This window comes from Loktanella sp. S4079 (assembly GCF_000967725.1).
GTDB lineage: Bacteria > Pseudomonadota > Alphaproteobacteria > Rhodobacterales > Rhodobacteraceae > Yoonia.
Genome location: NZ_JXYE01000010.1, coordinates 1 through 12,277, shown reverse-complemented (window position 1 = coordinate 12,277; position 12,277 = coordinate 1). Strand labels below are relative to the sequence as shown.

At 54.4% G+C, this 12,277-nt stretch carries 8 protein-coding genes; 6 read left to right on the top strand and 2 right to left on the bottom strand.

Annotation, left to right across the window (positions count from 1 at the left end; genetic code table 11):
- Nucleotides 1-273 precede the first annotated feature (273 nt).
- Nucleotides 274-1,416, top strand: coding sequence for an efflux RND transporter periplasmic adaptor subunit (locus TW80_RS15800; RefSeq protein WP_045998428.1), 1,143 nt, complete (start codon nucleotides 274-276; stop codon nucleotides 1,414-1,416).
- A complete protein-coding gene (locus tag TW80_RS15795; protein WP_045998427.1) occupies nucleotides 1,413-4,532 on the top strand; it encodes an efflux RND transporter permease subunit in 3,120 nt (1,039 codons plus the stop codon). Before TW80_RS15800 ends, TW80_RS15795 begins: the two co-directional genes overlap by 4 nt.
- 71 nt (nucleotides 4,533-4,603) lie before the next feature.
- Here TW80_RS15795 and katG read toward each other — a convergent pair whose 3' ends face one another.
- Entirely contained in the window at nucleotides 4,604-6,817 is a 2,214-nt protein-coding gene (gene katG / locus TW80_RS15790; protein WP_045998426.1) for a catalase/peroxidase HPI, read from the bottom strand.
- A gap of 143 nt (nucleotides 6,818-6,960) precedes the next feature.
- Between katG and TW80_RS15785 the strand changes: the two genes are divergently transcribed.
- Nucleotides 6,961-7,851: a LysR substrate-binding domain-containing protein gene (locus tag TW80_RS15785; RefSeq protein ID WP_045998425.1), complete on the top strand. Its 891-nt coding sequence runs from the start codon at nucleotides 6,961-6,963 to the stop codon at nucleotides 7,849-7,851.
- Nucleotides 7,848-8,348: a D-Ala-D-Ala carboxypeptidase family metallohydrolase gene (locus TW80_RS15780; protein ID WP_052701025.1), complete on the top strand. Its 501-nt coding sequence runs from the start codon at nucleotides 7,848-7,850 to the stop codon at nucleotides 8,346-8,348. Before TW80_RS15785 ends, TW80_RS15780 begins: the two co-directional genes overlap by 4 nt.
- Here the strand turns inward: TW80_RS15780 and TW80_RS15775 are convergent.
- Nucleotides 8,334-9,452 (bottom strand): ATP-binding protein, encoded by a 1,119-nt coding sequence (locus TW80_RS15775; RefSeq protein ID WP_446720141.1) that lies wholly within the window; start codon nucleotides 9,450-9,452, stop codon nucleotides 8,334-8,336. The two genes, TW80_RS15780 and TW80_RS15775, sit on opposite strands and share 15 nt — an antisense overlap.
- Nucleotides 9,453-9,609: 157 nt before the next feature.
- Here TW80_RS15775 and TW80_RS15770 point away from each other — a divergent pair, with 157 nt between their 5' ends.
- A complete protein-coding gene (locus tag TW80_RS15770; protein WP_162197190.1) occupies nucleotides 9,610-10,368 on the top strand; it encodes an alpha/beta fold hydrolase in 759 nt (252 codons plus the stop codon).
- Nucleotides 10,365-11,945 carry a Mur ligase family protein gene (locus TW80_RS15765; RefSeq protein ID WP_045998422.1) on the top strand — a complete coding sequence of 527 codons (1,581 nt, stop codon included), beginning with the start codon at nucleotides 10,365-10,367 and terminating at the stop codon, nucleotides 11,943-11,945. Before TW80_RS15770 ends, TW80_RS15765 begins: the two co-directional genes overlap by 4 nt.
- Nucleotides 11,946-12,277 lie beyond the last annotated feature (332 nt).

The window sequence follows — 12,277 nt, the reverse complement described above, 5'->3', positions numbered from 1 at the left end:
TGAATAGGGCTGCTTCGCAAAGAAATGACAAGGTGTGACATCACTTTTTACTACGTCATTTTGTGCCTTATTTAGTGTCAAGCGTGGCTCTTGGGACCATATAGATGTTACATTTCTAAGCATCCGCACAGATTCTGTGGCTTTTTTGCGTGTGCGCGTTAGTTTTTCTAACTTGACGCACTGGTAACCTTGGATTGCCGTCCCTAACTAAGGGCGGATTGCGGTGTGCCTTTGGGCCAGCCAATGCTCTATTGATATCAAAGGAAGAACGAAATGTCTCAGGATGGTGCTCCGGATTTGACCGGCAAACTCACGTTTGATGGCGACAAGGGAGCAGGGCGGTCAAAGTGGGTGGCAATTATCATGGCGCTGGCCATGGTTGGCTGGATGGGGAGCGGGTATTTCGCGCCCACCGAACCCGAAGACGAAGCGGCAGCAGAGGAAGAGCAAACGCTTGTGACAGTCGCTGTGGTCCCATCGGCGGCACAAGATGTGCAGCTCGTGCTCAGCGCCGAGGGTCAGTCGATCCCTGATCGTTCAACCGACATTCGCGCCAAGGCCAGCGGGCAGATCCTTGAGGTTTACGTAGATCGCGGTGATCTGGTGACATCGGGACAGGAAATTGGCCGCATCGATGCAGAAACCATTCAGGCCCAGCTATTGCAGGCGCAAACCCAGCTTGAGCAAGCGTCGCGTGACTACCAGAATGCGATTGCTTTGCAAAACCGTGGGATCGCGACCGAGGATCGTGTGACTGCCGCCCGCGCGACCGAAGCCGCAGCCGAAGCCGCAGTGACCGCAGCCCAAGAACAACTGGACAACACAATCATCACGGCGCCATTCCCTGGTCGTCTGAACGATATGACACTTGATGTTGGCGAATTCGTGAGCAACGGCGATGTCGTGGCTGAGGTGCTCGACAATGATCCGTTGTCAGTGGTCGTTCAGGTCCCACAACAGGCGCTATCACGCCTGAGCAAAGGTGATACTGCGAATGTTTCCTTTATCACTGGTGAAGAGCGCACCGGGACAATTGACTTTATCGGTAGCAACGCGGATTCGCAGACACGGACATTCCGGGTTGAGGTCACAGTCGATAACCCAAACAGTGAAATGCCAGCGGGTCTAAGTGCGCGCATCGAAATCCCCACAGGTCAGGCACGTGGGCACTTTATCTCGCCTGCGATCCTATCTTTGGGAACAATGGGTGATCTGGGTGTGAAAACCGTGACCGAAGGCAATGTCGTTGCATTTAGCCCAGTTTCGATCGTGCGCGCGCAGCCCGACGGGATTTGGGTCACCGGACTAGAAGACGAAGTAGACATTATCACTGTCGGCCAAGGTTTTGTGAACGCGGGTGACGTTGTGAACCCACGTGCGCCTGTCGCCGATCAAACAGCGGATGCATCCCAATGAATGCTTTGATTGACGCCGCCTTTAAGCGGAGCAAGGTTGTCCAGCTTGTGCTGGTTTTCCTGTTATTGGTTGGGGCCGTTTCTTATTCAGCGATTCCCAAAGAAAGTAACCCCGAAGTTCCAATTCCGATGGTCTATGTCTCGACCGGGTTGGATGGTATTTCCCCTGAGGATGCCGAAGACGTTTTGATCGGCCCGATGGAGGTTGAATTTGCCTCTCTTACAGGTCTCAAATCCATGACGGGCATGGCCAGCGAAGGGCACGCCAGTGTTCAGCTAGAGTTTGAACCCGGATTTGATGCAGACGATGCGCTTGATCGTGTCCGCGAGGCCGCTGACAAGGCCGAGAATGAATTGCCGCAGGACGCCAATGTTACGGTGACTGAAATCAACACGGCGCTGTTTCCCATTCTCACTGTGATTTTGTCTGGTCCGGTGCCAGAGCGCACACTGAACACGATCACAGAAGACCTGAAAGACGACATCGAAGCCCTGAGCGGCGTTCTTGAGGTGGACGTTGGTGGTAAGCGGACAGAGCTGCTTGAAGTTTTGATCGACCCAACCGTCTTTGAAACCTACAACATTTCCTTCGACGAACTAATTGGCTCGATCACACGCAACAACCAGTTGATCGCTGCTGGCGCAATCGAGAGTGAAGCTGGGCGCCTTGTGCTGAAAGTGCCGGGCCTGATCGAAGATCTCGAAGACGTTATGGAATTGCCGATCTTGGTTCGCGGGCAGACCGTTGTGACCTTTGGAGATGTGGCAACGATCCGACGCACTTTTGTCGATCCAACAGGTTTCGCCCGGATTGACGGCCAGCCCGCCCTTGCGCTTGAGATCAAGAAACGTGCTGGTGCGAATATCATCGAAACCGTTGCCGAAGTGCGCGAAGTCGTATCCCGTTCCAGCGAGGCATGGCCCGAGAGCGTTCATATTCGCTACACATTGGACGAAAGCGAAACCGTGGTTTCGATGTTGTCCGACCTAGAGGCCAACGTCATTGCGGCGATTTTCCTTGTGATGGTTGTGGTCGTCTACGCGCTTGGCTTCCGGTCATCGCTATTGGTGGGGCTTGCGATCCCCGGTGCATTCCTCACGGGCGTCGCAGTGCTCTATATGATGGGCTACACGATGAATATCGTTGTGCTCTTCTCGCTTATTCTCGTTGTTGGTATGCTTGTGGACGGCGCGATTGTGACCGTCGAACTTGCTGATCGCTACTTGCACGAAGGCCGCACACCAAAGGCAGCCTATGCAGAGGCCGCCAAACGAATGGCGTGGCCGATCATCGCGTCTACAGCGACGACACTATGCGTGTTCTTGCCGCTCTTGTTCTGGAAAGACATTGTTGGCCAGTTCATGAAATTCCTGCCGATCACTGTGATCTGTACGTTGGCCGCGTCATTGTTCATGGCGTTGGTGTTCATTCCGGTCGTTGGCGGTTTGATCGGCAAAAGACAGCCGCAATCCGCCAAGGCAAAGTCGCAGATGTATGCGGCCGAGCATGGCGATCCGCGCAAGATGACTGGCTTTATGGGCGGCTACGTTCGCGTCCTTGAATGGTCACTGCTGCGTCCTTGGATTACGCTAAGCCTTGCGATGATGGCGCTGGTGGGGTCGTTTGTGGCCTACGGTAGTTTTGGGAACGGTTTGACCTTCTTCCCATCGGTTGAACCTGACTACGCGCAGGTCGAGGTCCGGGCCAAAGACAACTTCTCGGTTTACGAGCAAGATGCGCTGGTCCGTCAGGTCGAGGCCAAGCTTGAAACATATGACGAGATTGCCAGCATCTACGCGCGCTCTGGGTCTTCGGCCAGTACCGGCGATGTCATAGGTTCAATCCAGCTTGAGCTGAACGAATGGGACACGCGCCGTCCAGTTGCCCTGATCGCCGAGGATATTCGTGCCGATATGGCGCTGATCCCCGGTATCGACGTGCAGGTGCAAACGGATTCGGGTGGCCCCGGTGGCGGTAAGCCAATCAATCTGGAAATCCGCGGTAATAGCGATGCCGACCAAGAGGCTAGCGTTCAGATCATCCTAGATGAAATGGAACGCATGGGTGGTTTCATCGACGTTGTGGATAGCCGCCCAAGCCCCGGCGTAGAGTGGCAGATCAGTGTTGATCGGTCCGAGGCCGCGCGCAGCGGTGCAGACATTGCGCTACTTGGGCAGGCGGTTCAGTTGCTGACACGCGGTATCACAGTTGCGGATTATCGCCCCGATGACACCGACGAAGAGGTCGATATCGTTGTGCGTTTCCCCGCTGTGGATCGCACACTGGCCGAGCTGGAATCATTGCGCGTTCCAACAGCCTCTGGGCTGGTGCCGATCTCGAATTTTGTGTCGTTTATCCCTGCGCCAAGAAGTGGGGTCATCACGCGTATCGACCAAGAGCGGGTCGTTTCGATTTCTGCTGACGTTGCGCCGGGTGTCTTGGCAAACGACCAGACGGTTGCCTTGGAAGCATCGCTTGATAGCTTGGGCCTGCCTGCGGGTATCGAGGTCAAATTCGGCGGTGAAGCCGAAGATCAGGCGTCGTCCATGATCTTTTTGATGGGTGCCTTTGTTTCCGCGATTGGTTTGATGTTTGTGATCTTGTTGACGCAGTTCAACAGCTTTTGGCAGGCGTTTATCGTGATGTCCGCGATCATCTTCTCGATTGCTGGTGTGTTGCTGGGCCTCATGATCACCGGACGTCCGTTCGGCGTCGTTATGGGAGGCATCGGTGTGATTGCTTTGGCCGGGATCGTTGTGAACAACAACATCGTGTTGATCGACGCATTCAACGAATTCAAGCAAGAGGGGCTATCTTCGCTAGAGGCTGCTTTGCGCACAGGTGCGCAGCGTTTACGCCCTGTTGTACTGACTTCGGTGACGACTGCGCTTGGTCTGATGCCGATGGTGATCGGGTTGAACATCAACTTCTTTACCCGCGAAATCGTCTATGGCGCGCCGTCCAGCCAATGGTGGACCGAACTGTCTAGCGCGATTGCAGGCGGCCTTGTCTTTGCGACGGTGCTGACCTTGCTTGTCACGCCTGCGATGCTGATGCTGGGCGAGCGGCGCGCGTCCCGTTTTGTTGGAAATGCGGCGCCAATGCCTGCGGAATAACCTCGCATTCACCCAAAAATAAGGGCGCGGCCATCGCTGGTCGCGCCCTTTTTGTTTGTCCGTGAGCGGGATTAGTTCAGATCAAAACGGTCCAGTTCCATGACCTTGGTCCATGCGGCGACAAAGTCTGTGACGAACTTTTCTTTTGCGTCGTCTTGGGCGAAAACTTCGGCCAATGCACGCAGTTGAGAGTTCGAACCAAAGACGAGGTCAGCGCGTGTACCTGTGCCAAAGACTTCGCCAGTTGCGCGGTCGCGGCCTTCGAACAGGTTCGCGTCGCCTGCAACTGGTTTCCATTCTGTTTTGATATCCAGAATGTTCACGAAGAAATCGTTTGTCAGCGCATCTGCCTTGTCTGTGAAGACGCCGTTTTTGCTGCCGCCAACGTTCGCCCCCAGCACACGCAGGCCACCAACCAGAACGGTCATTTCAGGCGCTGACAATTTCAGCAGCTGAGCACGATCAACCAACAGTTTTTCAGCAGGAACCGAGAAGTCCTTTTTCAGGAAGTTACGGAAACCGTCTGCTGCTGGTTCCAGAACGTCATAGCTTTCGACGTCTGTGTCCTCTTGCGTGGCGTCGGTACGACCCGGTGTGAATGGCACAGTGATGTCTTGGCCTGCGTTTTTGGCGGCTTGCTCGACCGCTGCACTGCCGCCCAAGACGATCAGGTCAGCGATAGACACTTTTTTGCCGCCAGTCTGCGAAGCGTTGAATGCCGCTTGGATTTCTTCCAATTTCGCAAGAACTTTGGCCAGTTGTGCAGGTTCGTTTGCTTCCCAGTCTTTCGCAGGAGCCAAACGGATACGTGCGCCGTTCGCACCACCACGGTTGTCAGAACCACGGAATGTCGAAGCAGATGCCCAAGCAGTCGAAACCAGTTCAGAAATTGTCAGGCCGGAACCCAGCAATTCTGCTTTCAGTGCAGCAACATCAACGTCGTCGATCAGGTCGTGATCAACAGCCGGGATTGGATCCTGCCACAGCAGATCTTCTGAAGGCACATCGGCACCAAGGTACAGTGACTTTGGCCCCATATCGCGGTGTGTCAGCTTGAACCAAGCGCGTGCAAATGCGTCTGCGAACTCTTCTGGGTTTTCCAAGAAGCGCTTAGAGATTGGCGCGTAGATTGGATCCAGCTTGAGCGACATATCCGCTGTTGTCATCATTGGTGCGTGGCGTGAACCGTCGTGTGCATCTGGAACAGCATCGGCCAATGCGCCGTTTGCTGGAATCCACTGATGTGCACCTGCTGGGCTTTTGGTCAGGACCCAGTCGTTGTTCAACAGTGTCTCGAGAAAGCTCATGTCCCAAGTTGTTGGGGTTGCGTTCCATGCGCCTTCGATGCCGCTGGTCGTGGTGTGCACGCCTTTGCCGCTTTCGAATGCGTTGGTCCAACCAAAGCCCATTTCTTCCATTGGTGCTGCTTCTGGTTCAGGGCCAACCAAGTTTGGATCGCCAGCACCGTGTGCCTTACCGAATGTGTGACCACCAGCAACGAGAGCAACGGTTTCTTCGTCGTTCATCGCCATACGGCCGAAGGTGTCACGCACGTCACGGCCAGAAGCCAACGGATCAGGGTTGCCGTCTGGGCCTTCTGGGTTGACGTAGATCAGACCCATTTGCACAGCAGCGAGCGGGTTTTCCAGCTCACGGTCGCCAGAATAGCGGCTGCCGTCTTTGTCCGAAGTTGCGAGCCATTCGGATTCGCTACCCCAGTAGATGTCTTCTTCTGGTTCCCAGATGTCTTCACGACCGCCAGCGAAGCCAAAGGTTTTGAAACCCATGGATTCAAGCGCAATGTTACCAGTCAGGATCATCAAGTCGGCCCAGGAAATCTGGTTGCCGTACTTTTGTTTGATCGGCCACAACAGGCGGCGCGCTTTGTCGAGGTTGCCGTTGTCAGGCCAGCTGTTCAGCGGGGCAAAACGCTGTGTACCGGCGCGTGAGCCGCCACGGCCGTCTGCAGTCCGGTACGTACCGGCGCTGTGCCATGCCATGCGGATAAAGAACGGGCCATAGTGACCATAGTCCGCCGGCCACCAATCTTGGCTGTCAGTCATCAGCGCAGTCAGGTCAGCCTTGAGTGCTTCGAGGTCAAGCTTCTTGAACTCTTCTGCATAGTTGAAATCCGCGCCAAGCGGATCAGATGCGGGTGCATTTTGGTGCAAAATCCGCAGGTTAAGCTGGTTTGGCCACCAGTCACGGTTTGACCGCCCTGCGAATGTTGTATGCGCTGCGCCGCCGTGGGCGACAGGGCATTTCCCGACGTTATCTCCGTCCATGTTTTTCTCCGATCCTGGCTGGGTCTAAGTATGTTGGCTAGCTATCGCGATACGAGCGAACCTCGTATCGGTCGCGGTTCAAATAACATGGTTTTAGAATTAGTTTAAGTTGCATTTTTTAATTGTTGCGATAACTTCACATTATGAAAAACCTCACACTGAAACAGTTGCGTTATTTCGAAGCCCTCGCAAGGCATGGGCATTTTGGGCGTGCGGCGGATGCCTGTGCAATTTCACAGCCTGCGCTTTCAGTTCAGATCAAGGAACTCGAAGAGGGGCTGGGCACACCGTTGTTTGAACGAAGCCCACGCCATGTGCGCCTGACATCATTTGGTGAGAGCTTTGCGAATCGCGCGCGAACGATTCTTCAGTCAGTTGATGAGCTGGCCGAAATGGCGCGCGCAGCCCGTGGTGGCCTGTATGGGCGTTTGCGGATCGGGGTGATTCCAACGATTGCACCATATCTATTGCCGAGCCTTATTCGTCATCTGGATGATCAGCACCCTGAGCTGGATGTGCACATCCGCGAAACCGTAACGCCCAGATTGATCGAAGAATTGGGCGACGGACAGATTGATTTGGCGATTGTGGCGTTGCCAGTGTCGGAACCATGGATCACCGAAGTGCCGCTGTTCGACGAAAATATGGTGCTGGTTCGCCATGAATCAGAGGCGGGCTTGCCCGTGCCGAGCCCCGATGCCTTGCGGGCGATGCGTTTGCTTTTGCTCGAAGAGGGGCATTGTTTTCGTGATCAGGCGTTATCCTTTTGCAATATGCAAACTGCCATCCCGCGCGAAGGATTGGACGGCAGTTCATTGTCCACGCTTGTGCAGATGGTTGGTGCAGGAATTGGTGTGACGCTGATCCCAGAAATGGCGATCCCGGTTGAGGCGCGCGCCGCGCCGGTTTGCGTGAACCGTTTTTCAGGACGTCAGCCTAGCCGGACGGTCGGTATGGTCTGGCGCAGCACCAACCCATTGGCGCATCAATTCGACGCGCTATGCGATATCGTGCGAAAGGCAGGGCAACCGTGAACTACAAGAATAACCCGCTCAACCCGATGCTTTCGACGGATCTTGATCTGTTTACCCTATGCCAGAGCGATACTGCGGCAGAGCAGGGGATCTACAATCTGCCACATGATGCGGATGTGGTTGAAAATCTTACCCGCCTTTGCCGTCAGGTTTTGCAGCCCGCGATCGATCATTTTGACCTGCCGCTCTTTGTCACCAGCGGCTATCGCTGCCCAACCCTGAATACGGAAATTGGTGGTTTGCCTGATTCACAGCATCTGCGCGGCGAGGCGGCAGATATCATGATGGGCGGTATTGCGAATGACACGCTCGCGCTTTGGATCATCGAGAACACAGACTTTGATGAACTGATCCTTGAAAAATTCGACCCGCGTTGCGGCGAATATGGCTGGGTGCACGTGTCGTGTGTGGCCGCAGGGAATAGAAAAAAGGTGTCGACCTTTGACGGCGACACCTTCCATGACGGTTTTCATTACTTCGACTTAGCGGGGAAGTAGATGCGCCCCTTGCGGCACCGGATCATCGAATGACTTAAGGCTATCACTGATGGCTTCTTCGACGAGATGCTGGATCAACTCTGAAAACAACAATTGCGGTTCTGCTGCTTCCCAAAGGAAGAACCCGTATGAACCGGGGATCGGGTTGATTTCGTTGAACCACAGTTCTTCGGTTTCGCTATTCACCATAAAGTCGATGCGCGGCGCGCCACGCAGGCCAAGAACCGAAAATGCAGCCGATGCGTATTCGTGGATGCGCGCCTTGAGGCCTACTGGAATGTCGGGGTTGATGTCGCGTGTCAGTGATAACATCCCCTGTGATGGCACGGGGGAATTCCCCAGCTTGCCGCCCTTTTTGGGCGGGGCGCCATCACCAGAGGCAAGATACTTTTCCTTAAAGTCCAAAAGATCAGCGGATGTTTTTGGGCGTTCAATGGCAGAGTGGTAAATCTCTCCATCACGGTAGGTCAGCGCGATGTTATATTCCACTAGGTTTTGGACCTGTGGTTCCACGAGTGCAAACCCATCTTCGCGCAAGACGGATTGGCTGAGCGCGATGAGCGTGTCATCGTCAGTCGCAATGCCGACCCCAATGCTGGACCCAAGGTTGGCGGGTTTCACAATCGCGGGGTATCCGATCTGTTGCGCGACTTTTTGCGCGAATGCCTTGGGGTTTTTCATTGTCGCGTGATTTGCGATCACGTGGTCAACAACGTTTACACCGACGGTTTGCACGAGCGCCTTGGTCGCGTCTTTGCGCATCGCAATGGCCGAATTTGTGGCGTTAAACCCGGTGACAGGAATACCCAGCAATTCCATCATGCCTTGGATGCGGCCGTCTTCGCCATAGGGGCCATGGAACACGGGCAGAACGCAATCAATATTCTGGGACCAGCTGCCATCAGCGGCATTAATGCAAGGGCCATTGTCGCCCCACGCAAATGTAACCTGCTTTAACCCGCCGGGCCGGGGCCGAAATGCAGCAAGGTCGCGCAGGCGCGGCCCATGCATAAATCGCCCTTCGAAATCCAAGTACACAGGAATGATGTTCAATTTGCGCAGATCTGCGGCGTCCATCAATTGTTGGGCGCTGACAACGCTCACATCGTGTTCTTGGGTGGGTCCGCCAAAGACAACTGCTATATTTAGCTTGGTCACGTTGTACTGTCCTAGAATATCGTTTGCCTCAGTGATAGTTATACGTCCAAGGGCAGGCAAGCGCCACAGCAGGTGGTGCCAATAGATAAAAAGGTGAATGCGGATGAAGCCAATCGCAAGCGTCGAACTGGGGCAGCCAGATGGACCCGTTGTTGTCTTTGCCCACGGTTGGGGGCGAACCCATGCAGATTTTCTGCCCGTGGCGGAATTGATCGCGGGGCAGGCGCGCTGCATTCTGTTCGATCTGCCCGGTTTTGGTGAAACGCCCCGGCCTGATGAAGCATGGGATACACATGACTATGCCGACCATATGCGTCGCGTTCTTGCGGACAAACTTGGCGATCAGCCCTGCATCTGGGTGGGACATAGTTTTGGCGGTCGCGTTGGCTTGCGGTTGGCTGCTCAACCACAAAGCCCGATTTCGCATATGGTTATTGCTGCGGGCGCAGGGGTAAAGCTGCCCCCGTCCACGTGGAAACAACTGCGCGGCCAATGGCGCAGCGCGATGTTCAAACGCAAAAAGGCCCGCGCAACCGATGAATACGAGATTATCGCACTCGAAAAAGAATACGGCAGCGCAGATTACGTCCATAGTCGTGAAATCGGAATGCGCGACATCTTTTTGCAGACCGTGAAAGAAGACCAAACAAACGAAGTGGGCCGGATTATTGCACCGACACATCTGATCTACGGTAGCAAAGATACCGCCACGCCGCCTGCCGAAGGTCGGGTGTTACACGCGCATATCCCGCATTCCACCTACACCGAATGCCCAGAGTTTGATCACCTTTCTATCCTGACGCGCGGGCGTCACCAGATTGCAAATGTGATCAAAGACATCCTGACCGAGGCCGCCCAATGATTATCCTAGCTAAACTCATCGTCCTTGGTGCTTTGGGGGTGCTGCTGCACACGCGGTTGCGCACGTTGCTCGCCTATTTTCAACAAGAGGAATATGACGGAGCCCGCTATCTCAGCGCGATCAAGTCGGTGCGGCTTTATGATTTGCGCGCGAGCGGTGTCATCTTGGTGGCTTTGGTGTTGAACTGGGCGGCGGGCGGCAGCGCATTCGTGTTGTTGCTGCTTGCTGGTGCTTTGCTTGCCATTACCTGGGACGAGAAACGCTATCGGTTTAAAAAGCCTCTGGCGATGACCGAGCGCGCGCAGCGTATCTACTATCTCGCCGCCGCAATGTTAGTCGCGCCATTCCTACTCAGCCTATGCTGGTTGATCTTTGCGATCATCACTATTCAGGTGGCTCCGCTCGCCTTGATTGCTGCGAACCGTTTGTTGGTGCCATTTCAATCACGGATCAACGACAAATACATAGCCGAAGCCAAAGAAAAGCTGGCCCGCATGGATCCGCAGCGGATCGGGATCACTGGCAGTTTCGGCAAGACGACTGTGAAACACATTCTTGCTGAGATCCTCGAAGGGTCCGCACCAGTGTTTTATAGCCGGGGGAGCATCAATACTGTGCTTGGTCTGACCCGGCATATCCGACAGCGTTTGCAATGGTCGCACAAATATTTCATCGCCGAGATGGGTGCCTATGGCGAAGGGTCGATCAAACGGCTTTGCGATTTTGCGCAGCCGACCGTTGGGATCGTAACTGCGGTGGGTGATGCCCATACAGAACGCTTTGGCAGTATCGACGCAATCGCGCGGGCAAAGTCGGAACTGGTCGAATATGTCTGTAGCAATGGTGGTGCAGCGGTGATCAACGCAGAGGTTCTCCGCCACGCTCCTTTTGCGACGCTCAAGGAAAAATACGGTCGTCAGGTTGTGACTGTCAGCGCCGAAAACGCAGATGTTATTGTCAACGCACAGGCTGCTGCGGGTGGCGGCTGGACTATCGGCCTCCACTGGGTCGATGGCACGCATGCTGACCTGAGCTTTGATCTCCCGTTGCTGGGGGATCATAATGTGATGAACGCAGCACTTGCTGTTGTTCTGACGCTCTTGGTTGACCCCAAGGTTGCCCAAGAACTGCCCTTCTTTACGAAAACAGTTTCCCAAATCCCGCATCGTTTGCAAAAGATCGAAAACCCAGGTGAGCCGCTGGTTTTGGATGATGCCTATAATGCGAATGAACTGGGCTTTAAGGCTGCGGTGGCAACTTTGCATGATCTCGCCAAAGAGCGGGGCGGCCGCGCAATCCTAGTCACGCCCGGTGTTGCGGAGCTGGGGATGGAACACGATGCTGTCCACGTTCGTCTTGCCGAAACCTGCAATGAATTTTGCGACACTATATACATAGTGAATCCTTCGCGTATCCGCAGCTTTGTCGATGGGCTGGATCAATCGCGTGTTAAGGTTGTCACTGTCGCCTCTTTCTATGAGGCCCGCGCCAAGATTGATGCCGACATTACACCCGACGATGTCGTTCTTTATGAAAACGATCTCCCCGACTTGCTCGAAGAGCAGCGCTTGCTCTGAATCGCTCGACGAGTTCGAACACTTACCAACCCCGGCCTTAGGTCGGGGTTTTTATTTTCGTAATACTCTGCGGGATTCTTGGCCTGACTCGCGTTGATTCATCGCCTCGCTGTGGGTTGTTCTGTGGATAACTCATATCAGGCGCGGCAAAGTTTAATCTTTGCGTAAGAAATGCGCATAGGTTTTCGATAGAGTAGATTTGCTTTGCCTGTAAGTCATTGAAAATACGTTATAATTTAATAAAGATGCAAAAAATGTCGATTTTCTTGAAAAAGGGGGTTCTAAGCCCACCAACAATCACCCGCAACCCCTTTTTACCAAATTCACAACCC

Excerpts from the sequence above, each read along its gene's own strand:
- TW80_RS15765 (WP_045998422.1), top strand. The coding sequence starts at position 10,365 with ATGATTATCCTAGCTAAACTCATCGTCCTTGGTGCTTTGGGGGTGCTG.
- katG (WP_045998426.1), bottom strand. The coding sequence starts at position 6,817 with ATGGACGGAGATAACGTCGGGAAATGCCCTGTCGCCCACGGCGGCGCA.
- TW80_RS15785 (WP_045998425.1), top strand. The coding sequence starts at position 6,961 with ATGAAAAACCTCACACTGAAACAGTTGCGTTATTTCGAAGCCCTCGCA.
- TW80_RS15770 (WP_162197190.1), top strand. The coding sequence starts at position 9,610 with ATGAAGCCAATCGCAAGCGTCGAACTGGGGCAGCCAGATGGACCCGTT.
- TW80_RS15800 (WP_045998428.1), top strand. The coding sequence starts at position 274 with ATGTCTCAGGATGGTGCTCCGGATTTGACCGGCAAACTCACGTTTGAT.
- TW80_RS15795 (WP_045998427.1), top strand. The coding sequence starts at position 1,413 with ATGAATGCTTTGATTGACGCCGCCTTTAAGCGGAGCAAGGTTGTCCAG.